Source organism: Nocardia sp. NPDC052112 (assembly GCF_040680135.1).
Lineage (GTDB): Bacteria > Actinomycetota > Actinomycetes > Mycobacteriales > Mycobacteriaceae > Nocardia.
This window is the reverse complement of record NZ_JBFAWD010000004.1, coordinates 179,463-201,707: the sequence shown is the minus strand read 5'-3', so window position 1 is coordinate 201,707 and position 22,245 is coordinate 179,463. Positions and strand designations below refer to the sequence as shown.

23 protein-coding genes and 1 pseudogene are annotated in these 22,245 nt (G+C 66.4%); 9 read left to right on the top strand and 15 right to left on the bottom strand.

Annotated elements, in window-relative coordinates; all coding sequences use genetic code 11:
* Nucleotides 1-14: 14 nt before the first annotated feature.
* The 9 genes and pseudogenes from AB0L58_RS09320 to AB0L58_RS09280 all read right to left on the bottom strand — a co-directional run bounded on the left by AB0L58_RS09320 (nt 15) and on the right by AB0L58_RS09280 (nt 8,408).
* Nucleotides 15-830, bottom strand: coding sequence for a putative RNA methyltransferase (locus AB0L58_RS09320; protein ID WP_364383698.1), 816 nt, complete (start codon nt 828-830; stop codon nt 15-17).
* Between the two features lie 16 nt (nt 831-846).
* Nucleotides 847-1,014 (bottom strand): DUF3117 domain-containing protein, encoded by a 168-nt coding sequence (locus tag AB0L58_RS09315; protein WP_011211259.1) that lies wholly within the window; start codon nt 1,012-1,014, stop codon nt 847-849.
* A 212-nt stretch (nt 1,015-1,226) separates the two neighbouring features.
* Nucleotides 1,227-1,811 carry a DNA-3-methyladenine glycosylase I gene (locus AB0L58_RS09310; RefSeq protein WP_364383696.1) on the bottom strand — a complete coding sequence of 195 codons (585 nt, stop codon included), beginning with the start codon at nt 1,809-1,811 and terminating at the stop codon, nt 1,227-1,229.
* A gap of 470 nt (nt 1,812-2,281) precedes the next feature.
* Nucleotides 2,282-2,551 (bottom strand): annotated as a pseudogene (locus AB0L58_RS09305) (DivIVA domain-containing protein); the annotation flags it as partial.
* Nucleotides 2,552-2,774: 223 nt separating this feature from the next.
* Nucleotides 2,775-3,911: an Mrp/NBP35 family ATP-binding protein gene (locus AB0L58_RS09300; RefSeq protein ID WP_364383693.1), complete on the bottom strand. Its 1,137-nt coding sequence runs from the start codon at nt 3,909-3,911 to the stop codon at nt 2,775-2,777.
* Between the two features lie 20 nt (nt 3,912-3,931).
* The gene (locus AB0L58_RS09295; protein ID WP_364383690.1) at nt 3,932-4,792 is read right to left on the bottom strand and encodes a lytic murein transglycosylase; all 861 of its coding nucleotides are present in this window, start codon (nt 4,790-4,792) and stop codon (nt 3,932-3,934) included.
* Nucleotides 4,793-4,932: 140 nt separating this feature from the next.
* Nucleotides 4,933-6,399 carry a lytic murein transglycosylase gene (locus AB0L58_RS09290; RefSeq protein WP_364383687.1) on the bottom strand — a complete coding sequence of 489 codons (1,467 nt, stop codon included), beginning with the start codon at nt 6,397-6,399 and terminating at the stop codon, nt 4,933-4,935.
* Nucleotides 6,400-6,517: 118 nt separating this feature from the next.
* Entirely contained in the window at nt 6,518-7,111 is a 594-nt protein-coding gene (locus AB0L58_RS09285; protein WP_364383684.1) for a DUF1003 domain-containing protein, read from the bottom strand.
* Nucleotides 7,101-8,408 (bottom strand): CBS domain-containing protein, encoded by a 1,308-nt coding sequence (locus tag AB0L58_RS09280; protein WP_364383681.1) that lies wholly within the window; start codon nt 8,406-8,408, stop codon nt 7,101-7,103. Before AB0L58_RS09280 ends, AB0L58_RS09285 begins: the two co-directional genes overlap by 11 nt.
* A 64-nt stretch (nt 8,409-8,472) precedes the next feature.
* On the opposite strand from AB0L58_RS09280, the gene AB0L58_RS09275 reads away from it, so the two are divergent.
* Genes AB0L58_RS09275 through AB0L58_RS09265 form a run of 3 tightly spaced genes read left to right on the top strand, consistent with a single transcriptional unit; the run spans nt 8,473 to nt 10,534 of the window.
* Nucleotides 8,473-9,444 (top strand): CoA ester lyase, encoded by a 972-nt coding sequence (locus AB0L58_RS09275; RefSeq protein WP_364383678.1) that lies wholly within the window; start codon nt 8,473-8,475, stop codon nt 9,442-9,444.
* Nucleotides 9,445-9,456: 12 nt separating this feature from the next.
* A complete protein-coding gene (locus tag AB0L58_RS09270; RefSeq protein WP_062993263.1) occupies nt 9,457-9,948 on the top strand; it encodes a general stress protein in 492 nt (163 codons plus the stop codon).
* A gap of 4 nt (nt 9,949-9,952) precedes the next feature.
* Nucleotides 9,953-10,534, top strand: a complete 582-nt coding sequence (locus AB0L58_RS09265; protein ID WP_364383676.1) for a suppressor of fused domain protein — start codon at nt 9,953-9,955, stop codon at nt 10,532-10,534.
* Nucleotides 10,535-10,536: 2 nt separating this feature from the next.
* Here the strand turns inward: AB0L58_RS09265 and AB0L58_RS09260 are convergent, their stop codons facing one another.
* The gene (locus tag AB0L58_RS09260) at nt 10,537-11,613 is read right to left on the bottom strand and encodes a magnesium and cobalt transport protein CorA (protein WP_364383673.1); all 1,077 of its coding nucleotides are present in this window, start codon (nt 11,611-11,613) and stop codon (nt 10,537-10,539) included.
* Between the two features lie 61 nt (nt 11,614-11,674).
* Here AB0L58_RS09260 and AB0L58_RS09255 point away from each other — a divergent pair, with 61 nt between their 5' ends.
* The 4 genes from AB0L58_RS09255 to AB0L58_RS09240 all read left to right on the top strand — a co-directional run bounded on the left by AB0L58_RS09255 (nt 11,675) and on the right by AB0L58_RS09240 (nt 16,062).
* Nucleotides 11,675-12,529 carry a PHP domain-containing protein gene (locus AB0L58_RS09255; protein ID WP_364384521.1) on the top strand — a complete coding sequence of 285 codons (855 nt, stop codon included), beginning with the start codon at nt 11,675-11,677 and terminating at the stop codon, nt 12,527-12,529.
* Nucleotides 12,526-12,792 carry a hypothetical protein gene (locus tag AB0L58_RS09250; protein WP_364383670.1) on the top strand — a complete coding sequence of 89 codons (267 nt, stop codon included), beginning with the start codon at nt 12,526-12,528 and terminating at the stop codon, nt 12,790-12,792. Before AB0L58_RS09255 ends, AB0L58_RS09250 begins: the two co-directional genes overlap by 4 nt.
* Nucleotides 12,793-12,843: 51 nt before the next feature.
* On the top strand, nt 12,844-14,427 hold the full coding sequence (locus tag AB0L58_RS09245) for an FAD-binding protein (protein ID WP_364383667.1): 1,584 nt from the start codon (nt 12,844-12,846) through the stop codon (nt 14,425-14,427).
* Nucleotides 14,428-14,874: 447 nt separating this feature from the next.
* Nucleotides 14,875-16,062 (top strand): NADP-dependent malic enzyme, encoded by a 1,188-nt coding sequence (locus tag AB0L58_RS09240; protein ID WP_364384518.1) that lies wholly within the window; start codon nt 14,875-14,877, stop codon nt 16,060-16,062.
* A 65-nt stretch (nt 16,063-16,127) separates the two neighbouring features.
* Here AB0L58_RS09240 and AB0L58_RS09235 read toward each other — a convergent pair whose 3' ends face one another.
* From AB0L58_RS09235 to AB0L58_RS09215, 5 genes are all read right to left on the bottom strand, one after another.
* Nucleotides 16,128-16,544, bottom strand: coding sequence for a CBS domain-containing protein (locus AB0L58_RS09235; RefSeq protein ID WP_364384515.1), 417 nt, complete (start codon nt 16,542-16,544; stop codon nt 16,128-16,130).
* 153 nt (nt 16,545-16,697) lie between these two features.
* On the bottom strand, nt 16,698-17,414 hold the full coding sequence (locus AB0L58_RS09230; protein WP_364383664.1) for an ABC transporter permease: 717 nt from the start codon (nt 17,412-17,414) through the stop codon (nt 16,698-16,700).
* Nucleotides 17,411-18,073, bottom strand: coding sequence for an ABC transporter permease (locus AB0L58_RS09225; RefSeq protein ID WP_364383661.1), 663 nt, complete (start codon nt 18,071-18,073; stop codon nt 17,411-17,413). The genes AB0L58_RS09230 and AB0L58_RS09225 overlap by 4 nt, the downstream gene beginning before the upstream one ends.
* Nucleotides 18,070-19,266 carry an ATP-binding cassette domain-containing protein gene (locus AB0L58_RS09220; RefSeq protein WP_364383658.1) on the bottom strand — a complete coding sequence of 399 codons (1,197 nt, stop codon included), beginning with the start codon at nt 19,264-19,266 and terminating at the stop codon, nt 18,070-18,072. The genes AB0L58_RS09225 and AB0L58_RS09220 overlap by 4 nt, the downstream gene beginning before the upstream one ends.
* Complete coding sequence (locus tag AB0L58_RS09215) at nt 19,227-20,111, bottom strand: ABC transporter substrate-binding protein (protein WP_364384512.1); 885 nt, start codon at nt 20,109-20,111, stop codon at nt 19,227-19,229. The genes AB0L58_RS09220 and AB0L58_RS09215 overlap by 40 nt, the downstream gene beginning before the upstream one ends.
* 235 nt (nt 20,112-20,346) lie before the next feature.
* Between AB0L58_RS09215 and AB0L58_RS09210 the strand changes: the two genes are divergently transcribed.
* Complete coding sequence (locus tag AB0L58_RS09210; RefSeq protein WP_364383655.1) at nt 20,347-21,267, top strand: glycine betaine ABC transporter substrate-binding protein; 921 nt, start codon at nt 20,347-20,349, stop codon at nt 21,265-21,267.
* 220 nt (nt 21,268-21,487) lie between these two features.
* Nucleotides 21,488-22,180, top strand: coding sequence for a helix-turn-helix transcriptional regulator (locus tag AB0L58_RS09205; protein WP_364383652.1), 693 nt, complete (start codon nt 21,488-21,490; stop codon nt 22,178-22,180).
* Nucleotides 22,181-22,245 lie beyond the last annotated feature (65 nt).

Here is a 22,245-nt window from a genome sequence, read left to right as displayed (position 1 = left end):
CGGCGGCCGATGGATCAGGGGTGTGGGCGGTAGGTCGAGATCTGGACGGAGGCGGTTACCTCCAGAGTGTCCGGTAGGGCGTCCAGCTGCGGGTTCGCATGGTGGGCGGACGGGCCCATTGCCACGACATTCCGGATATCGGTGCGCGTGAGTTTCATCGGGTACTCGACGACCGTGCGGTCCGCGGCGTCGAAGTGGCCGGACATCGCGTCGGTGAGTCGGCGGTCCTTGTCCGGATCGACCGTCACCATGCCCAGTGGGCCGACAAGTTCGGCCAAGTGGCGCGGGGTTGGGGCGGCGACGACGAAGCAGCCCTCGGCGGTGAGGACCCTGGCGACCTCGCTCGGATTACGTGGTGCGAATACCGAGAGCACTCGGTGCAGTGCACCGTCGCGGACCGGCAGTCCGCGCCAGGCGTCGGCGAGGACCGAGGCGACACGCGGATGGGCGCGGGCACAGCGACGGGCCGCGGGTTTGGCCACATCCAATGCGATCCCGATGGCCGGGATGGCGTCGAGTACGGCGGCCAGGTAATAGCCGGTTCCGGCACCGACCTCGAGTACGGTGGCACCGTCGAGCGCCGGATCGTCGGCCGCGACGGCCGCGACCACCGCATCGGCGATCGGCGCGAAATGCCCCCCGACCTGGAACGCGGCACGCGCGTCCAGCATCGCCGAGGTATCGCCGGTCATTTTCGTCGACGCACCGGTCAACAGACTGACGTAACCCTGTTTGGCGATGTCGAAACTGTGCCCGTGTCCGCAACGCAGCGCCCGGTCCCGTGACTGCATTCCGCGGCCACATTCCGGACAGGCCAGCAGATCGGCCACATCAGCGAGTGTGGGATTAGCTGGTGACACTCTTCAGTTCGTCACCGAGCGCTGCCGCTTCATCCGGCGTGAGCTCAACGACCAAACGCCCGCCACCCTCGAGTGGAACCCGCATCACGATTCCACGCCCTTCCTTGGTTGCCTCGAGGGGACCGTCCCCGGTGCGGGGCTTCATGGCCGCCATCCTCTGCTCCCTCCAGATCTGCGCGATATGCTGCGCACTTTCTTGGAACTCCAGTTGTCACCAACCAGTGAGCTCGCCGGCATTTGGCGAGCTACACCCGTCCCATTCTTCCCTATCGCCGGAGTGGACGGATACCTGAGTTCGAAATGTGACCGCTCGGCCTGTGTTGGACCGCCCTCGGCCGATCCATTCGAGCGACCCGCATGCAGTCGCTACGGTACCCAACAATCGGCCAGGTGATCGTCGACCATTCCGGTCGCCTGCATCAGCGCGTAGGCGGTCGTCGGACCGACGAAGCGGAACCCGCGACGCTTCAATTCCTTTGCCAGAGCTATGGATTCGGGAGTGGTCGCGGGCACCTCGGCAACCGTGCGCGGGCGTGGCCGGACGGGCGGCGCAAAGGACCAGATCAACTCGTCGAGTCCGATATCCAGGTCGGCGGCGACCCGGGCATTGGCGATCGACGCATCGATTTTGGCCCGGTTGCGGACGATGCCCGGATCGGCCAGCAGCCGCGCCACATCGTGAGCACCGAAGGCGGCCACCCGCTCGATAGCGAACCCGGCAAATGCGGTGCGGAAGGCCGGACGCTTGCGCAGAATGGTGATCCACGCCAGACCCGATTGGAACGCCTCGAGGCACATGCGTTCGAACATGGCGTCGTCGCCATGCAGCGGTCTGCCCCACTCGTTGTCGTGATAATCCCGATAAAGCTGCGAACCTTCCGACCACGGACAGCGGATCTTGTCGTCGGATTCGGTGGTATCCGGCGCGGACGCGGTGATTTCGGCGGTCATTTCCGGTCCAGTCCGAATGGTGCGTGCTGCTGCACGCTCGGCATCGGCTGCGCGGTCGGCGGTTGACTGTTCGTGTTCGGCGGGATTGGTGTGGCCTGCCGGGCAGCCGGTGTCTGCGGTTGTGCGACCGATGGCTGCGCGATCGGCGCCTGGGCTGCCATGCCGTTCTGCGGGGCGGTCGGTGGTTGCGACGGGGGTGTCGGTGGCTGGACCGGCGGCGTTTGCGGCGCGGTCGTGCTGTTCGGCGGCACGGTCGGTGGCTGGACGGTCGGGGTCTGCGGGGCGATCGTGTTCGGCGGGACCGGGGGCGCTGGTTGCTGGCCGGTCGGGGCCGGCGGTTGGGCGATCGTGCCGTTCGGTTGTCCCGTCGCTGCCTGGGCCTGTTGGTGTGGCGCGCTCGACTGGGGCTGCTGGTTCGGAAGCTGGACGCTCGGGGGCTGGGCGCTCACGGTATGGGTGCCGCGCGCCTCGGCCAATTGGAACTGCAGTTCGTCGATTCGGGCCGCGAGCCGGGTCAACGCCCAGTCCACTTCACCGGCTTTATAACCGCGCACCACCTGCTGGAAGCGTAGGGCGCGCACATCCGCCCCGCTGATCCCTTCGGCGGGCAGCACGGTCGCCGTCGTTCCCTCGGGCAGTGGTCCGAGTTCCTCGGCCCGCCCGAAGACCGCACTGGCCAGCAGGAACAGCACCGCGGCGACCAAGCCGACGATCAGCACGTACAACAGCAGCGTGAGCATGTCCCCGAGCTTATTGGCCCACACCGACACCTGACATCCGCCCGCCCGCGAAAATTGGACCTCGAATTGCGAGTGGCCACGTCATCGGCTTGTCCGCGTCCCGAATCTTCAGGCGCCGGACTCAGTCGCGACGTCGGCGGGCGGCGGCGAAGCTGCGGGCAAGTCGGCCTGTCCCCATGAGTTACCCATGTCCGTACGAAATCAGTCGTCGCCCCGAGCGCTTTTACAGGTGCCGTGTCGTATCGATTCCGAGCGACATACCCGCGAGTCCGCGGCGTCGCACCGCGAGTTTGTCGGCGACCTTGAGCAGTGCCTTGGCGGCCGGATTCTCCGGTTCGCGCAATACGATCGGGGTGCCCTCGTCGCCTGCCTCGCGCAACGCCTGCTCGATCGGAATCTGGCCCAGCAGTGGCACATTCGCACCAACGGCCCGGGTGAGACGCTCGGCCACGGACTGGCCGCCACCGGAACCGTAGAGGTCCATCCGGGTGCCGTCCGGCAGATCGAGCCAGGACATATTCTCGATGACGCCCGCGATCCGCTGCCGGGTCTGCAGCGCGATCGCGCCGGCGCGTTCGGCGACCTCGGCGGCGGCGGGTTGCGGGGTGGTGACGACCAGGATCTCCGCATTCGGGATCAGCTGGGCGATGGAGATCGCGACATCGCCGGTGCCGGGCGGTAGATCCAGCAGCAGCACATCGAGATCGCCCCAGAACACATCGGCGAGGAACTGCTGCAGTGCCCGGTGCAGCATCGGACCGCGCCACACCACCGGCGTATTGCCCTGGGTGAACTGCGCGATGGAAATCAGCTTCACATTGTGTGACTGCGGCGGCATGATCATCCGCTCGACCTGTGTCGGACGCGCGTCGGTACCGAGCATCCGTGGAATCGAGTGGCCGTAGATATCCGCGTCGAGCACACCGACGGACAGCCCACGCGCGGCCATCGCGGCGGCGAGATTGACCGTGACACTGGACTTTCCGACGCCACCCTTACCGGAGGCCACCGCGTACACGCGGGTGAGCGAACCGGGCTGGGCGAACGGGATGACCGGGTCCGCGGAGTCGCCGCGCAACTGCTTGCGCAGATTGGTGCGCTGCTCGTCGCTCATCACATCGAGGTCCACCGTGACCGCGCCGACCCCGGCGACATCGGCCACCGCCTTGGTAACCCGCTGGGTGATCTCGGTGCGCAGCGGGCAGCCCGCCGTCGTCAGATAGACCTCGATATGGACATTGCTATCGGCACCGATCGCGATGCTCTTCACCATGCCCAATTCGGTAATCGGTTTGCGGATCTCTGGGTCGTCGACCTTTGCGAGAGCTCCCCGCACATCCGCTTCCGTAACCACTGGCATGGCACGAATTTTACGTTGTCTCAGATTCGCGGCAGGTCACCGGGCTTAGGTGCGGTGCCGGAGGCATAGGACCCGGCCCACGCCATCACGTTGGCGACATAGGCCATGGAGTTGTTGTAGCGCAGGATCGCCTTGGTCTGCTGGGTGAGATCGCGCATATTCAACCCGCCGTCACACAGGTACCTGCCCGCGGTCAGCGCCGCGTCGAACAGATTCTGCGGATCGGCGATGCCGTCGCCGTTACCGTCGGCGGCGTAGCGCTTCCAGGTCTCCGGCAGGAACTGCATCGGGCCGATGGCGCGGTCGTATCCGCTGAGTCCGTCCAGTGCGCCGCCGTCGGTGTCGCGGATGACATGGTTACCCGCGAGGCTGCCGTCCAGCACCGGACCGTAGACCGGTGTCAGCGGATTGCCGTCCGCATCGGCCTTACCGCCGAAGGCGTGTGTCGATTCGACCCGGCCGATCCCGGCGAGCAGGTACCACGGAATGCCACAGACCGGATTCTCGGCCGCGAGTGTGCGTTCGGCGTTCTGATATGCCGCGACCGCGACACCGGGAATGCCGAGCGGGCCGGTCGGCAGTGCGGCGGGTTGCCTATTATCGGGCAGCGCAACGGTTTTCACGATCGGCGGCGCACTAGGTGCCGCCTTTGCCATTGCGTGTGCGACGAATTCGGTCGCCGGTTCCGCGGCGACCGCGGGGCTCGGTGCCTGGTCGTCTTGATCGTCCCCCGGAATGTGTTGCAGGACAGACGATGCGGTCGGATCGGTGGTGCCGGCGGATGCGGCGACGGCCACGAGTCCAGCGGGAACCAATCCGGTCAATGCGATAACGGAGCTGCGCTTGATCGTCGCAGGCGACTGCTTTCGGTGACGCCCCACTGTGTGGTGACCCTCCCATTGACTCGATAACGAGCCCTTCGTGATGGACGAAGTTGAGGGTACCGCATTCGAGACCTTTTTGTTACTGCTTCGTTATCGGGTCTCGGTGTGGCGTAATCCGTTCGATATCGGTCCTGGTCTCAGCCCTGCGGGGCCGGTGCGGGCGCGGGCAGCGGGATCACGATGCCGAACGGCAACGTGATGCCCTGTGCGGGCGGCGGAGTGGCCGCCTCGCTCTGTGTGGGCTCCGGTGCATCGGCCACGCCGGGCTCCGGTGTCTGCTCCGGGTCGCTCCGGGGCGCTTCGCCAGGAGGGATCTGCGCATTGGGCGCCGGCATGGGCTGTGCCGCACCGGGCTGGGCCGTATCCGGTTGGGCCGGGGTGCAATTGGCGGGTTGCTGCTGCGGCTGCCGCGGGTCCGGTTGCTGCTGATCTTGCTGCCGGGGATCCTTCGGCTCGCCGTTGTTCGCACCGTAGGTCTGTGCCGGTGCGATGGGCGACTGTGCCGGGTCGCCCGGTGCGGGTAGCTGTGCCGGGGCCACCTGCTGCGGATCGCACGGCGGCTTGGGTACCGGCCGCGGGCAGAAGATGCCGCACGGGATCGGCGGCAGACCGGGGATGGTGATCATCACCTCGGTCGGTTGCAGGATGGTCACCGTATTCGGCGGCGGTTCGGTGGTGGTTGTGGTCGTCGGTGCCGCCCCGGATGCCGCCAACATGTCCGGACCGGTAGTGATCGGCGCGGTACCCGGCGGAATGAGATCGGGGGAGATGCGCACCTGGCTCGGGGTACCGCCGGTGCGGTAGGCCGCCGACCAGCTCAGCACATTGGCGGCGTAGGAGAGTGAGTTGTTGTAGCGCAGCACCGCGCGCAGTTCCTGCTGCGGATCGCGCAGGTTCAGCCCGCCCGAGCACAGGTACTTGCCCGCGGCGAGCGCGGCGTCGAAGACGTTGTGCGGATCGGCGACACCGTCACCATTGCCGTCGGCGGCGTACAGACTCCAGGTGCCGGGCAGGAACTGCATCGGCCCGATCGCGCGCACCGCGGTGCCGTCGGCGGCCTTGATGACCTCGTTGCCCGGTAGCGAGCCATCCAGCGCGGGCCCGAAGATCGGGGTCACCGTGGTGCCCGCGGCGTCGGTGCGCCCGCCGCCCGCGTGTAGCGATTCGATCCGACCGATTCCGGCCAGCAGGCTCCACGACAAACCGCAGCCGGGCATCGAGGACTCCAGCGCGAGTTCGGCATTGCGATATGCCGCGAGCACGATTTCCGGAATGCCGAGCGCGCCGCCGGTGGCGGGTAACGCGATATCGTGCAACGGCACCGAACCCGCGAACGGCGGAGTGCCGTCGGCAAGCGGAGTCATTGCTCGAAGTTTGCGGGGAGCTTCCGGTGTTACCGGAAGGAGACCAACTGTCCGGGACAATGCGGCCCCGTCGGCGTTGCCGGATGTTCCGTCGGCGGCAGCCGGACCCGCTGACGCCGCGAGCAGCGCCTCGGGTGCGGTATCGGGAGTGCTGGACCGGGTGGTGTTGGTGCCGGAGCCGGTCGCCACAAGACCGGCGACTACCAGGGCCGAGACGGTTATCGGAGCAGAGATTCGCATTCGGCCACACCAATCCTCTACGTCGTGAGAGCACCTGTCCGGGACATCCCCTGCCCGTCCGCTCGGGACAACGTCGTCCAGGTTACCCGTGGGTCACAACGTTGTTGAGCATTTCCTGTCAATCGTCAGCAACTGGCGGTGAAACCTGAACTGTGCCCGGCTTTCTGCCGGAGCTTTTCTTGCGAAGAGCCTTGGCGGGCTTATCGGAGCTCGACCCGGGATCCGATGTCCGCGCGGCTTCGATCCGGTCCAGCACCTCCCGCATTTCCTCCAATTCCCTACGCAGGTAATCGCGCGTGGCAACCTCGCCGATCGCGATCCGCAGCGAAGCGAGTTCGCGGGCAAGGAATTCGGTATCGGCCTTGGTCTGGGCGGCTCTGGTGCGATCTTCCTCCAACGACACGCGGTCGCGGTTGTCTTGTCGGTTCTGCGCCAACAGGATCAGCGGCGCGGCGTATGCGGCCTGGGTGGAGAACGCGAGGTTGAGCAGGATGAACGGATACGGGTCCCAGCGCAGCGCGATCACGAAGACGTTCAGCAGGATCCAGACGATCACCACAATGGTCTGGATCGCCAAATAGCGTCCGGTGCCGAGGAATCGGGCGACCCGCTCGCTGGAGCGGGCCAGCGCCTCGGCGTCGTAGTCGAAGCGGAACCGGGATTCCACCGGTGTTTCCAGGCGCTGGCGCGCCGGAGTCTTCTCACTCGGCATCGACTACCCCCTCGTGGCCGACAATCGCATCGTGGGCCGTATCTTCTTGCTCGCGCCAATCTTCCGGTAGTAGATGATCGAGCACGTCGTCCACACTGACCGCGCCGAGCAGATGGTTCTCCTCATCCACCACCGGACCGCAGACCAGGTTGTAGGTGGCGAAATAGCGGGTCACCGCACCGAGCGGGGCATCGGGACGCAGCGGGGCCAGATCGGTGTCGAGGATGCCGCCGACCAGGTGTGCTGGGGGTTCGCGCAGCAGTCGCTGCAAATGCACCGAGCCGAGGAATCGGCCGGTCGGGGTTGCGGTCGGCGGCCGCACCACGAACACCATGCTGGCCAGTGCTGGGGTCAGATCCGGATTGCGTACTCGGGCAAGCGCTTCGGCGACGGTGGTGGCCGGGGTCAGGATCACCGGTTTCGGTGTCATCAGACCACCCGCGGTATCGGGGGAGTGCTGCAGCAGCCTGCGGACCGGTTCGGACTCCTCCGGATCCATCAGTGCCAGCAACGATTCGCGCTCACCGGTCGACAGTTCGCCGAGCAGGTCGGCGGCATCGTCGGGATCCATCGCCTCGAGCAGGTCGGCGGCCCGGCGCACCTCGAGATGGCCGAGCAGATCCACCTGGTCGTCGTCGGGAAGTTCCTGCACCACATCGGCGAGTCGCTCATCGTCGAGCGCGATCGCCACCTCGATGCGCCGCTTCTCCGGGAGTTCGCGCAGCAGATGGGCGACATCGGCCGGACGCAGGCCCTCGAATTGTTCGAGCAGTTGGGTGACGTCCTGCCCCGGCCTGCCGATCTCGTACGGCGTCAGCCCGCTGACCTGGGTCCAGTCCACGACGTGCACGGTCCGGCGGCGCCCGAGCCTGCGATGTCCGCGTACCGCGACCCTGGTGACCCGCCAGTCCCTGGTCCGGGTCTGTTCGATGCCGAGATCCACCACGTGCACATCGACATCCGCGAGATCCGGCCGATCCGGATCGGCAACGCGCACCGAAGAATCGACGATCTGCGCGAGTGCGAGCATCTCACCCGGACGCTGGGTGAACCGCCGCAGACTCACCGTGCCGGTATTGAGCGCGACGACACCGGGTTCGATCGTGGTCACCCGCAGCATCGGCACGAAAATCCTTCGTCGGGTGGGCAATTCGACGACCAAGCCGTGCACCCTCGGCTGCTGTCGGTCGTAGCGGATGGCCACGACGACGTCGCGGATGCGGCCGATAGACTCGCCGTCCGGGCCGAGTACCACCAGTCCGGCGAGCCTGGCGACGTACACCCTGGTTGCTGCCATGGCTGTCAGGTTAGAGGGTGCGCGGACCGGTACTCGCACCATGTCACGATCGACGGGAGTGATCATGAAGCCGCGCCGCTCGGTGCTCGCCTGCCCAGGTAGCAGCAAGAAGATGATCGATAAGGCCAAGGGGTTGCCGGTCGACGAGGTATTCCTCGATCTGGAGGATGCGGTCGCACCGGCCGCCAAGGCCGAGGCCCGCGCGAATATCGTGGCGGCGCTGAACGACACCGGCTGGGGCGATCAACTGCGGGTGGTGCGGGTCAACGATTGGACCACCCGGTGGACCTACACCGATGTGATCACCGTGGTCGAGGGCGCGGGCGCGGCGCTGGACGCGATTCTGCTGCCGAAGGTGACCGATGCCGGTCAGGTGCGCGCCCTGGATCTGCTGCTCACCCAGTTGGAGAAGACCAGCGGACTCGAGGTAGGGCGGATCGGTATCGAACCGCAGATCGAGAATGCCATGGGTTTGCGCAATATCGATGAGATCGCCACCGCGAGCCCACGGGTGCAGACCCCGGTCTTCGGCCCCGCCGACTTCATGGCCAGTATCAATATGCGCACGCTGGTGGTCGGTGAACAGCCCGAAGGTTATGACACCGGTGACGCATATCACCACATTCTGATGACCATCCTGCTCGCCGCCCGCGCGCACGGCCTGCAGGCCATCGACGGCCCCTACCTGCAAATTCGGGATATCGATGGATTTCGCAGGGCGGCCGGCCGCACCGCGGCGCTCGGTTTCGACGGTAAATGGGTGCTGCATCCCGGACAGATCGAGGCCGCGAACGAGATCTTCAGTCCGCGCCAGGCCGACTACGATCGCGCTGAGCTGATTCTGGATGCCTACGCCTTCCATACCTCCGAAAAAGGCGGTGCGCGCGGTGCGGTCATGCTGGGTGACGAAATGATCGATGAGGCCAGCGCGAAGATGGCGCAGGTTATCGCCGATAAGGGCCGAGCCGCCGGGATGGTGCGATCGCCAGAGATGGGGACCACGCGTTTCACACCCCCGAACTCCGGTTCGGAATAGCAGAATAGAGATATGACGAATCCCTTGGGGAACTCGAATCGCGCGCGCCAGGGCCTGCCGACGCCGCCATCGGGCTGGCCGGTCGGCTCGTATCCGACCTATGCCGAGGCCCAGAAGGCAGTTGACTTCCTGGCCGACAATCAGTTCCCCGTGCAAGACGTGACCATCGTCGGCGTGGACCTGATGCAGGTCGAACGCGTGTTGTACCGACTGACCTGGGGCAAGGTAATCGGCGGGGGAGTGGTTTCGGGCGCATGGCTCGGCCTGTTCCTCGGTCTGCTGCTGAGCCTGTTCACCACCAGCGGCGGCTTCGCGCCGGTGCTGGTCGGCCTGGTCGGTGGCATCATCTTCGGCGTCATCTCCACCTCGATCCCGTACGCGGCGACCAGGGGGCAGCGCGATTTCGCCTCCACCATGCAGTTGGTGGCGGGCCGCTATGACGTGCTGTGCGACCCGAAGTCGGCCGAGCAGGCGCGGGACATGCTGGCGCGGTTGGCGATCTGAGCGCATGGAAGTTGTGGACAAGGTCCGCGCCGAGGTGCTGGATCACTTCGGTGCGGCGTCGACGGGTGTCGACTCCGCGTCGGTGACCTTCCTCGGGCTAGAGCCCATCGAGATTCTCCGCATTCCGGGCGACGATTTGGTGCACTACGTGACGCTCGGCGGATCACGTCATCCCATGGGCGATCCCAGTGACCTGCACGCCGATCCGGTGCGCGGGCCGCGCGCCGAATTGGTGCTGACGCTGCGTGCCGGGGTCGGCCCCAGTTCCGGACTCGCCCGCACCCTCGGCGTACTGGTCGCGGCGCCTGCCGTGGAAGGTGTTGTACTGCAGGCCGATGCGCTGCTGGACCTGGGCGAGCCGATGTGGCGCGATGCGCCGTTCACCGCGGTGTTGTTGGGCGACAGTGATATTCCCGAGGTGGCGCTGCCCGAGCCCGCCGAACCAGTGCGGTATTTCGCGGTGGTTCCGGTGACCGCGACCGAGGCGGCCTGGGTGCGGGTGCGCGGTGCGCAGGCATTGCGCGATGCGTGGGCGGAGGCCGGAATCGATGTGCGGGATCCGGCGAGAGGCGCTGCGGCGCTTTAGGTTCAGAGCCAGTTGTTGCGGTGGAAGTTGACGTAGAGCCCGGTGCAGATCGCCGTGATGAGCAGCAGCACGGCCGGATAGCCCCAGACCTGTTTCAGCTCCGGCATATGCTCGAAGTTCATGCCGTAGATCCCGGCGATCATCGTCGGCACCGCGGCGATCGCGACCCATGCCGAGATCTTGCGCATATCGGTGTTCTGCTGGACACCGACCTTGGCCAGCGCCGCGGTGATCAGCGCGCTCAGTGCCTCGTCGAAATCGTTGATTCGCTCGGCCACCGCCACGTGGTGATCGGCGACATCGCGCATATAACGCCGAACCTCCTTGGGCAATGGCATTCCGGTATTGCGGCCGAGTGCTTCGAGCGCGGTGCCCAGCGGATTCACCGCGCGCCGTAGCTCCACGACCTCACGCTTGAGCTGATAGATCGATTCGACGGCCACCCTGCTGCGCGGGGTGAAGATCTCTTCTTCCATCTCGTCGATATCGTTCTCGACCGACTGGGCGACTTCGACGTAGGAATCCACTACGTGGTCGGCGACCGCGTGCAGCACGGCGCCGGGGCCGTACACGAGCTGCTCGGGTTGGCACTCCAATTCCTTTCGAACCCCGGCCAATCCGGTGTGCTCGCCGTGCCGGACGGTGACGGCGAAATTGGGCCCGGTGAAGACCATGATGTCGCCGGTCTCGACGATCTCGCTGATCGAATGGATTTCATGCGGGACGTAGCTGACGGTGCGCAGCACGAGGAACAGGGTGTCGTCGTAGCGTTCCAGCTTCGGTCGCTGATGGGCGTGGACGACGTCTTCGACGGCCAGCGGATGCAGGTCGAAGGTCTTGGCGATATCGGCCATCTGGTACTCGTCCGGGTCGTGCAGTCCGACCCACACGAATCCGGTTCCGCGGTTGCTGACCTCGGTCATCGCGTCCGCATGGCTGAAGTGGCCGGGCAGCCGCCTGCCGTCGACGTAGACAGCGCAATCGACCACCGCACGCGCGGTGGGGACCGGGATACGGGGCAGCGGCGAGTGCGCTCGGCCCTGGCCGCGGAACGACGGTAGCGGCGGAATAGATGGCACCGCTAGATGCTACGTCGACTGCGTGTGCGGCTCACTACGAGCGCACGGTATGAAAGAAGGCGTGCGCATCGACCTGCATACCCATTCGACCGCGTCCGACGGCACCGATACCCCGGCCGAACTCGTCCGCGACGCGGCAGCGGCCGGCCTGGACGTCGTCGCGATCACCGACCACGACACCACCGCCGGGTGGGCCGAGGCGGCCGACGCGCTACCGAAGGGGTTGACGCTGGTGCGCGGTATGGAGATGTCGTGCATCGGACTCGGTGAGGACGGGTGGCCGGTTCCGGTGCATTTGCTCGCCTACCTCTTCGATCCGACCGATCGCTGTTTCGCCGACGAGCGGGAACGCTTGCGCGCCGAACGGGTCGAGCGGTTGCGCGCGATGGCCGAGCGCATGCGCGACGACGGACTGCCCATCGATCCGGACGCGGTACTGGCTTCGGCTGGGCCTTCGGCGGGCCGCCCGCATCTGGCACGCGCACTGGTCGCGGCCGGTGTGGTGCCGACCGTGGATGCGGCCTTCACCGAATTGCTGGCACCGCACGGCCGTTACTACGCGGAGAAGGCGGATACGCCGCTGCGCCGGGCCGTCGAAATGATCGCGGCGGCGGGCGGGGTGAGCGTGCTCGCACATACCAGGGCGCGTAAGCGTGGGCGGCTGCTGGCGATCGACGATATTCGGGAATTGGCCACGCTCGGACTCGGCGGGCTCGAGATCGATCACCCGGACCATTCCGCGGCCGATCGCACCCTGCTGACCGAGCTGTCCGCCGAACTCGGTCTCATCGCCACCGGATCGTCGGACTATCACGGCTCCAACAAAACCATCCGACTCGGTGAATTCACTACCGATCCCGCGCAATTCGAGGAACTCGCGGGCAAAGCGACGGGTGTGCCGGTGATCGCCTCGTGAGAGTGCTGCGCGGACTCAGCGGAATTGTCGCCGGTGGGATGTTCGTGCTGACTCTCGTCGTTGTCGGTACCGCGGTCATCGCTGCTCGGCGTGGTTTTCCCGGACCCGGTGGCGAATCGGTGACGTGGCATGTCGCCACGTCCGCGATCGGCCTCGGCGCACAGATTTTTTCGGATCGGCATCGGGGTTTGGCCGCCTTCTCCGGGTCTGTGGTCGTTTTTATCGTGGCCGGAATATTGCTCTGGTCACAGTGGTGGAGCTGATTTATCCGTAATGGTTGCGGCCCAGTGAACTGTGGCCGAACATTTCTCTTTGTGACGGAATTCGAGACGGATGTGCTCGTCCTCGGCGGCGGTCCCGCCGGGGTTTGGGCCGCCCTCTCCGCCGCCACCGCGGGTGCTCGGGTGGCGCTCGTCGACAAGAGCCGCTGCGGTGCGAGCGGGCCGACCGCCGCCGGGACGACCTCGCTGTGGAATATCCCGCCGGGGTCCGCACGGGATGAGGCCGTCCGGCGTGCGTACGCGCATGGCGGCGGGCTCGCCGAACCGGAGTGGATGCTGCGCGTACTCGAGGAAACGCATCGGCGGGTCGAACAACTGGTGGCATGGGGCTATCGGTTTCCGGGTGCGGGCAACGGCGCAACGCCATTGCGCGTGTACCTGGACGGGGCCAGCTATCTGCGCCGGATGCGTCGCAGCCTGCTCGAAGCCGGGGTGCGCATTCTCGATCATCATCCCGCCCTGCAACTGCTCGTCGATCGCGACGGCGTGGTCGCCGGTGCGGTCGGTGTGCGACCGCACAACAGCTTTCGAAGCTGGACCATCCAAGCGGGCGCCGTCGTGGTGGCCACCGGCGGTTGTGCGTTCCTCTCCGGCGGCGCGGGCACGGATGTGGATACCGGCGACGGATTGCTGCTGGCCGCCGAGGCGGGCGCGCAACTGTCGGGCATGGAATTCTCCAGCGCCTACGGTCTCGTGCCGGTCGTGCCCGCGCCCCGCGACACCCTGTTCGGCCCTGGGCTGGCACTGCACTTCGCGACACTCTATGACGAATTCGGTACGGAGATCACCGGTCATCGCTCCGCGGCATTCACCGCGATCGCCGATGGCCGCCGGATCTACGCGGCCTTGGACGATGTGCCGTACCCGGTCCGGCGCTGGCTCTCCAGACAGGGACTGATCGACCGCACCCGCCGAGTGCCGCTGCGTGCGGTGCTGGAGGGCACGGTCCGTGGGACCGGTGGATTGTGCATAGCCGGGACGGACTGCGCGACCACGGTGGCGGGACTCTACGGCGCGGGCGATGTGATGACCCGCGAGCCGATTACCGGCGCGGTCAGCGGCTTCGGCGGTCAGGGCGGAGCATGGGCCATGGCCTCGGGGGTATGGGCCGGTCAGGGGGCCGCGCGGTTCGCGCGCGGGCGCGGTGTGATCGGTCCGGCGCGCGAGGTGGCCGGTGCCGGGCTGAATCCGGTGGCCCGCATCGATCCGCGCGCGGTGGTCGGGTTGGTGCAAGAGCACACACTGCCATTGCGGCGCAGCTACTGGCGCAGCGCCGGGAGTTTGCGCGACAGCATCGGCGAGCTCGATGCCATGTGGCCGGGCGCCGAATTCGATCTCGGCGGATTCGGGGTGGACCGGTTGCGGGCCAGGCAGGCGGCGGCGCTGCTCGCGGTGGCGCGCTGGACCAAATACAGCGCGCTCGCGCGCACGGAGAGCCGCGGTATGCACCGGCGCACCGATCATCCCGGCGCCGCGGCGGATTGGCGGGTGCGGCTGACCTCCGGGGGACTAGAGGCGGTGTGGGTACGCTCGGACTCGCACCAGGCGGTTGCCGACACGATGCCCGCGCCCGCGGCACGGCCGGAACTCACCGCGGCCGATCCACTTCCGTTGTGACAGCTCACCGGATACCGCTGCCGAACTGCGAGTTTCTGCTTACCCCCTGGTAATTCCCGCGACCTACCCTCGAAAGATGACGCTCGGCCGGGACACGACACGCCGGTTTGGCAATGCGTCCTCCCGGCTGGCAGAATGTTGCGGATTCCCGCCTACGCCACCGCCGGGTTCGGGAACAACGGCGATCTTCCACTCGCGACGCACCGTCGTGAGCCGAGGTTGTCCCCGCACGTTCTGTACGGACACACCCGTCCGGCTCTCGCTCTGCGGATCAGTGCCGCGCCACGTTTCGGTATCCGGCCGTCGGTTTTTCGACCCCCTCGGCCCGACTCGAAACGTCCCGGTCAGCGCACTCGATGAGCGTATGAATCAGCTAACACCCAAATACCCGGCGGTAACCCGTTCCCCGGTTTGTCCGACCCGAGCAGGAGTGAAATCGTGTCACCTGTGACTGACGCACCGAATGCCACTGCAAGCCTTTCTGAAATCACGCACGACGAGATTTTCGCGGGACATCTCGGTGGCAAACTATCGGTCGAACTCACCGCGCCGCTGGAGACTCAGCGCGACCTTTCCATCGCGTACACCCCCGGTGTCGCGAAGGTCAGCTTGGCGATCGCTGAGGACGCGGCGCTGTGCAAGCGCTACACCTGGACCGACCGCCTGGTGGTCGTGGTGAGCGACGGCACCGCGGTGCTCGGCCTCGGTGACATCGGCCCGCGCGGCTCGCTGCCCGTGATGGAGGGCAAGGCGGCGCTGTTCAAGAAGTTCGCGGGGCTCAACTCGATCCCGATCGTCCTGGACACCAAGGACGTCGACGAGATCGTGGAGACCATCGTCCGGTTGCGCCCGAGCTTCGGCGCGGTGAACCTGGAGGACATCTCGGCGCCGCGCTGCTTCGAGATCGAGCAGCGGCTCGTCGAGGCCCTCGACTGCCCGGTCATGCACGATGACCAGCACGGCACCGCCATCGTGGTGCTCGCCGCCCTCAATGGTGCGGCCAAGGTGCAGGGTCGTGCCATCGATGGTCTGAGGGTCGTGGTGTCCGGCGCCGGTGCCGCCGGTGTCGCATGCACGAACATCCTGCTCGCCGCGGGCGTCAAGGACGTGACCGTGCTCGATTCGAGGGGCATCGTCGACCGCGAGCGTGGCGACCTCAACGAAGTGAAGGCCGAACTGGCGCAGCGCACCAACCCGCGCGGGCTCACCGGAGGTGCGGCCGAGGCGCTGGACGGTGCCGATGTGTTCCTCGGACTTTCCGCGGGCACCATCGCCGAGGAACTGATCGCCTCGATGGCGCCGGAGTCGATCGTGTTCGCCATGTCGAACCCGAATCCGGAGATCCACCCCGATGTCGCGCACAAGTACGCCGCGATCGTGGCCACCGGACGCAGCGACTTCCCGAACCAGATCAACAACGTCCTGGCATTCCCGGGCGTCTTCAAGGGCGCGCTGGACGCGGGCGCGCGCCGCATCACCGAGGGCATGAAGATCGCCGCCGCCGATGCCATCCTCAGCGTCGTCGCCGATGAGCTCAGCCCGGACAAGATCGTGCCGAGCCCGCTCGACCCGCGCGTCGCACCGGCTGTCGCCGAGGCCGTGGCAGCTGCCGCCCGTGCGGAGGGTGTCGCGTAATTCGACCCGGAAATACGGGGCTGCTCACTCGGGTGAGCAGCCCCGTGTTGCGTTGTGCGGGCTGATCAGTGGGGAGTGAAGACGGCCGAAACGAACTCGGCGATTTCGGCATCGCTGAGGTTCTTGGCGATATCGGATTCGCAGATCATGCCGACGAGTCGCTTCTTGTTGTCGATCACCGGCAGTCGTTTGATCCGATCCCGCTCCATCAGGTCGAGAACCTCCCGCACCTCGGCATCGGCGGCTACCCAGCGTGGGGTGCCCTCGGCCAGATCCCCGGCCCGCACCTTGCTCGGGTCATGGCCCATCGCAATGCATTTCACGACGATGTCGCGGTCGGTCAGCATGCCGACGAGCCGGTCGTCGTTGCCGATCGGCAGTGCGCCGACATCCAGCCTGCGCATCATCTGCGCAGCCCGGTCCAGCGTTTCATCGGCGGGGATCCATTCCGCGTTTTCGTGCATGATGTCGCGCGCTTTCATAGAGCGGCTGTTCACGGTACGCCTCCTGGTCTCGGATGAGTGATTCCGCAGGTTCGCACTCCGCGATCGTAGGTCGAGCATCCGCGAAGCAAACTCCTGCGGCCACGTCACATCGTGACCCATGTCACATCAATGGTCAATGCGTCCGCAGTCTCAGCTGGCGGTCTGCAGGATTCCGGCGGGGGTAACGGGCAGTCGCGGGGTGCGGCGCAGGCGGCCCGTGCCGGGTGCGCTGGCCCAGACCGCGAACGCCAGCAGGCCGTCCATGACCATGGCGAGGACCGCGACCAGCAGGGCGCCGACCAGGACGCGGTCGTAGCGGTAGACGGCGATGCCGTCGAAGATATAGCGACCGAGGCCGCCCAGGTTGACGAAGGCGGCGATGGTGGCGGTGGCGATGACCTGCAAGGTGGCCCCGCGCAGGCCGATGAGCAGGATCGGCAGCGCGTTGGGTACCTCGACACGGAACAGGATCTGGCGCTCGGTCATGCCCATGGCGCGCGAGGCGTCCACGACATCGGCCCCGACATTGGCGATACCGGCATAGGCGCCGGCCAGCAGGGGTGGAATCCCGACCGTGACGAGCGCAAGCAGCGGTGGAATGAGGCCGAGCCCGAGGCCGAGCACCAGAAAGGTGAGCAGGCCGAGGGTCGGCAGGGCGCGCATGGCATTGGCGAATCCGACAAGCACCGCGGAACCGCGACGGGTGTGCCCGATCACCAGCCCGAGCGGGATCGCGACGGCGGCGGAGACGACAACGGTCAGAAAGCTGTACCAGAGGTGCTCGGCAATGCGGTGTTGGATACCCGCCGGGCCGCTCCAGTTCGCGCCATCGGTGAAATAGTGCCAGGCGTCGATGAAAAGGTTCATGCCGCAGCGCCTTTCGCGGTCCTGGCATCCGCGCGCGTCCACGGGGTCGCCCAGCGTCCGATGATGTACACCAGGCGATCGAAGATCAGGGCCAGCGCGAGCGTGACGATGATGCCCGCGATGATCTCCTCCGGATAGTCGCGCTGATAGCCCTGGGTGAAGAGTTTGCCGAGTCCGCCGACACCAATGAGCGCGCCGACCGAAACCATGGCGATATTGGTGACCACCACAACGCGCAGGCTGGAGACGAAAACCGGGATGGCCAAGGGCATATCGACGGTCACGGTGCGCCGTAGCGCACCGAAGCCGACGGCGTCGGCCGCGTCGATGACGGTGGGCGACACCGAATCCAGCGCCGTCGGCACCGCGATCACCAGCAGCGCCGTCGAATACACGGTGAGCGCGATGATCACATTCAGCGGATCGATGGTCGAGATTCCGGCCAGCGGCGGAATGATCACGAACAGGGCCAGCGACGGAATGGTGTACGACAGGCTGGCCACCGTCACCGTGATGCGCCGCAGCCAGGAGATCCGGCGCACCAGCGCGCCCACCGGAATCGCGATGATCAGCCCGAGCACCAGCGGCACCAACGCGAGATACAGATGGGTCCTGGTGAAACCCATGATCTCGGAGAAGTTGTCGATCAGATACTTCATGCGTTTTCGGTTTCGAAGAAATGCCGATTGCGCTCGTCGTCCTCCACCGTGCGCTGCCCGGCGAGCTGCTCGAGTACCTCGGGCGCCCGGATACCGCCGCGCGCGGCACCGGAATCGTCAACGGCGACACCGATTCCCGATGGGGAGGAGATCGCCGCATCCAGCGCCTGCCGGAGATCGCCGTCCGGTGGGAAGAGCGATCCACCGGCGGCGATGCTGTCACGCAATGCCCGCCCGGCCCGAATGCCCTCTACGCCGGTGACATCGATCCATCCGCGCGGCACACCGGAATCGGTGACCACCAATACCCATTCGCCCCGGTCCAGCCGCAATTCGGCGAGTTCGGGTTCGGTCGCGGTGTGAATCTCGTGCAGCGTCAGACCAACCGCGCTGCGGAACGACAGTGCGCGATAGCCGCGATCGCGGCCGACGAAACCGGCCACGAAATCGGTTGCGGGAGCCGCGAGTACGCGCTGCGGTTCGTCGTACTGCTGGAGTACGCCGCCAGGTCCGAAGACCGCGATCCGGTCGCCGAGCTTTACCGCCTCATCGATATCGTGGGTGACGAAGACGATGGTCTTGTGCAATTCGGCTTGCAGCCGCAGCATTTCGGCCTGCAACTCCTCGCGCACCACCGGATCGACCGCACTGAACGGTTCGTCCATCAGCAGCACCGGCGGATCGGCGGCCAGTGCCCTGGCCACCCCGACCCGCTGTTGCTGTCCGCCGGAGAGCTGGGCCGGATACCGGCTGGCCAGCGATTGGTCCAGCCCGACCCGGTCCAGTACCTCGAGTGCGGCCGCGCGGGCCGCACGGCGCCGAACCCCTTGCAGTACAGGCACGGTCGCGACATTGTCGACAACCGTGCGATGCGGCAGGAGTCCGGCGCTCTGGATCACATATCCGATACCGAGCCGCAGCGCGACCGGATTCACCGTCGAAATGTCCGCGCCGGCCACGGTGATGGTGCCCGAACTGGGCGTGATCATCCGGTTGATCATGCGCATCGAGGTGGTTTTGCCACAGCCCGACGGTCCGACGAAGACGGTGAACGAACCGGATTCGATGCGCAGATCGAGTTCGGAGACGGCGTGGGTGCCGTCCGGATAGGTCTTGCTGATACGGCTGAATTCGATATCGGACACGCTGGTTCCTACCCGGTCGGCTTGTTCAGCCCTTGGGCGGCGACCCATTGCTGTGCTGCGGCCTTGGGTTCGGTCTTGGTGCTACCGGAGACCGCCTCGTTGAGCTTCAGCAGTTCGTCGGTGGTCAGTTTCGCGGAGACCGCGTTGAGCGCGGCGAGTGCCTTATCGGTCTTCTTGGCGGAGTTGAACAGCGGAACCACATTCTGGGCGGGGAAGTTGTGCTTCGGGTCCGCCAGCACCACCAGATTGTTCTGCGCGATCGCGGGGGAGGTGGTGAAGATATTGGCCGCGGTTACCGTGCCCTCGACCAGTGCGCGGACCGTCGCGGGGCCGCCGCCGTCGGCGATCGGCACGAAATTGTTCGCGGCGATATCCAGGTTGTAGTTCTTCTTCAGGCCGGGCAGACCGCCCGCACGCTCCTGGAATTCGGCGGGCGCACCGAACTTCACCTCGGCCGAATGGGCGGCCAGATCGGCGATGCTGTGCAGGTTCCAGCGCTCCGCGGTGGCCTTGGTGACCACGACCGCGTCCGAGTCCTGGCCCGGGGCCGGGGTGCCGGTGGCGAGATCGGAGCCGATTGCCTTGGTGAGCGCGGCGTCGATATCCGTGGAGCTGGTCGCGGTGGCGTTCTTGTCCAGGTACTGCAGCAGGTTGCCGTTGTACTCCGGGATCACCGAGATCGCGCACTGGCGCAATGCCGGGATGTAGGCCTCACGGCTGCCGATATTGAGCTTGGTATCGACATTGAATCCGTTGACACGCAACACTTCCGCGTAGATATTCGCGACCGTTTCGGACTCCGGGAAGTTCGCCGAGCCGACGGTCAGCCCGTCACCCTCGCAATTGCCCTTGGCCGCAAGCGGATCGGAGTTACCACAGGCGGACAGGATCATGGCGGCGGCCAGCGCCGCGGCGGCGACGAGAATGCGGGCGGCGCGCAGCGTCAGCCGCAGCGCGAACCGCCCGTGCCGCGCGGCATCGGGGTTGATCGTGGTTTTCACTGGAGTCCTTCCGGCATGACGAGCGATGCGAGAAGCCGTGCACGCACGGCCACCCGGTACATTCTGGTTGTCCATACTGCCCGCTGCATGCAGTTCCCGTTCACTACCGAAGGTTGGTGTCGCCCGGATGGGGTTGGCCGCGTCGAGGCGGATGCTGGCACGGATCGTGGTCGTCACGGCCATCGGGCTGGCTGTTTCCTGTGGAAGCGACGATCCGGGCCCGACGATAGCGGTTGGTGCGGGCGATTCGATGGAATCAAATCTGCTTGCGCAAATTTATGCGGGTGCGTTGGCCCGGACCGGTGCGCGCACCGCGGTCACGGCCGATCTCGGTAACCGCGCGGACTACCTGGCCGCGTTGGATGCGGGCACCGTGACGGTGGTCGGTGAACACAGCGGCGCACTGCTCACCTTTCTGAACGCCGATGCGCAGGCGCGTAAGCCCGAGGTGACGACCGACGCGGATAAGTCCGCACCGGTTCGGCTGTCGGTGACCGAGGAGCTGAACCGGTCACTGCCCGAGGGGCTCGCGGTCTCCGATCCGGCCGACGGCACGGATATGCGAGCCAGGGTGCTGCTGACCGAAGCCGCGGGCAAGGACGTGCGGTCGATCGGCGCGCTGGCACCGCGGTGTGGCGAACTCCATGCCGGGGTGGCGCCGGTGCCCGCCGTGCTGCAAACGGTGGCGCCCGTGCGTATTGCCGGATGTGACTTTGCCGGTACCACGCCCTACCCCGATGCGGCGGCGCTGCGAAAGGCATTGCTGGATGGCGAAATCCAGGCCGGAATCCTGACCGGGCCACCCGAGCTGGTTCCCGGTGCGACCGACGGGCTGACGGTTCTCGCCGATAAGGACTACGCGGTGCGGACCGAGAATGTGCTCGCGGTGTACCGCAAGGGTCTGCTCGACGATCGGCAGATCCGGAAGCTGAACTACGTCGCGGGTGAGCTCACGACCGATGAGTTGGCGCAGATGATCCGCAAGGTCCGCGACGGTGCCGCCGCCGCGGAGGTGGCGCGCGCTTGGTTGGACACACACGCGCTCTAGAAATCCCTGGTCACGACGGCCCGAGCGGTTGGCGCTCGGGCCGTTTGCCATGTCGCCGATCACAATTCTGCTCGATTCCGCGGTCTTGTGGGTGGATTGTTCCGCACCGTATATTCCATGTGGAGTATTTGATGCGGAGTATGTCGGTGGTCGCCGCTACCGTGCGTGCTTCGGGGACTCGATCTCGCATTCGCGAGCGTTGTGCAGGAGGTGGCCGAATATGGGGCAGCAGGCGCGCTCATCGGTGACGCCATTGGCGATCGCCGTGCTCGCGCTGCTCGAAGAGCGGCCTATGCATCCCTACGAGGCGTATCAACTGCTGATCGCTCGCCGGGAGGACATGCTGGTGAAGGTCCGGCCGGGCTCGCTCTATCACACCGTGACGCGGTTGGCCGACCAGGGATTGGTGCGGGCCGAGGGGGTCGACCGGGACGGGAACCGGCCGGAGCGCACCACCTACCGGATCACCGAAAGTGGCCGGGAGACTTTGCGTTCCCGAATCGCCGAGATTCTGCGGAATCCCGGGCGGGAGTACCCGATGTTCCCGGTCGCGCTTGCCGAGGCACACAACTTGCCCGCGCCCGAAGTGCTCGCGCTACTGCGGGAGCGGGTCGATCGGTTGGCGCAGGACCTCGCCGATGTCGACATGATGAGCCAGTGGGCGGGTGTGCACGCCGTGCCGCGTCGCTACTGGATCGTGCTCCCGTATCTGCGTGCCACCATCGCCGCCGAGATCGCGTGGGTCGACAACCTGATCTCCGAACTGGAGAGCGGCGAGATGGAATGGGACGAATTCGACTCCGCCACCGGCATCCGCGTTACCGAACATCAGCATCCGTGGTCCGACCAACAACATTCCGAACCGCCCCCGGTGCCGCGCCGCTGGACCGAGTCCAGCGCGTCACCGCCGTGATGGGTCGCGGCGCGCAGCACCCGATTCGCTTCTCCCGCCGTCCTGTGTCATCCGGGACAGAAATC

Excerpts from the sequence above, each read along its gene's own strand:
- AB0L58_RS09235 (WP_364384515.1), bottom strand. The coding sequence starts at position 16,544 with ATGAAAGCGCGCGACATCATGCACGAAAACGCGGAATGGATCCCCGCC.
- AB0L58_RS09275 (WP_364383678.1), top strand. The coding sequence starts at position 8,473 with ATGAAGCCGCGCCGCTCGGTGCTCGCCTGCCCAGGTAGCAGCAAGAAG.
- AB0L58_RS09265 (WP_364383676.1), top strand. The coding sequence starts at position 9,953 with ATGGAAGTTGTGGACAAGGTCCGCGCCGAGGTGCTGGATCACTTCGGT.
- AB0L58_RS09315 (WP_011211259.1), bottom strand. The coding sequence starts at position 1,014 with ATGGCGGCCATGAAGCCCCGCACCGGGGACGGTCCCCTCGAGGCAACC.
- AB0L58_RS09280 (WP_364383681.1), bottom strand. The coding sequence starts at position 8,408 with ATGGCAGCAACCAGGGTGTACGTCGCCAGGCTCGCCGGACTGGTGGTA.
- AB0L58_RS09230 (WP_364383664.1), bottom strand. The coding sequence starts at position 17,414 with ATGAACCTTTTCATCGACGCCTGGCACTATTTCACCGATGGCGCGAAC.
- AB0L58_RS09210 (WP_364383655.1), top strand. The coding sequence starts at position 20,347 with ATGGGGTTGGCCGCGTCGAGGCGGATGCTGGCACGGATCGTGGTCGTC.
- AB0L58_RS09270 (WP_062993263.1), top strand. The coding sequence starts at position 9,457 with ATGACGAATCCCTTGGGGAACTCGAATCGCGCGCGCCAGGGCCTGCCG.
- AB0L58_RS09285 (WP_364383684.1), bottom strand. The coding sequence starts at position 7,111 with ATGCCGAGTGAGAAGACTCCGGCGCGCCAGCGCCTGGAAACACCGGTG.
- AB0L58_RS09220 (WP_364383658.1), bottom strand. The coding sequence starts at position 19,266 with ATGGGTCGCCGCCCAAGGGCTGAACAAGCCGACCGGGTAGGAACCAGC.
- AB0L58_RS09300 (WP_364383693.1), bottom strand. The coding sequence starts at position 3,911 with ATGCCAGTGGTTACGGAAGCGGATGTGCGGGGAGCTCTCGCAAAGGTC.
- AB0L58_RS09290 (WP_364383687.1), bottom strand. The coding sequence starts at position 6,399 with ATGCGAATCTCTGCTCCGATAACCGTCTCGGCCCTGGTAGTCGCCGGT.
- AB0L58_RS09215 (WP_364384512.1), bottom strand. The coding sequence starts at position 20,111 with ATGATCCTGTCCGCCTGTGGTAACTCCGATCCGCTTGCGGCCAAGGGC.
- AB0L58_RS09225 (WP_364383661.1), bottom strand. The coding sequence starts at position 18,073 with ATGAAGTATCTGATCGACAACTTCTCCGAGATCATGGGTTTCACCAGG.
- AB0L58_RS09205 (WP_364383652.1), top strand. The coding sequence starts at position 21,488 with ATGGGGCAGCAGGCGCGCTCATCGGTGACGCCATTGGCGATCGCCGTG.
- AB0L58_RS09310 (WP_364383696.1), bottom strand. The coding sequence starts at position 1,811 with ATGACCGCCGAAATCACCGCGTCCGCGCCGGATACCACCGAATCCGAC.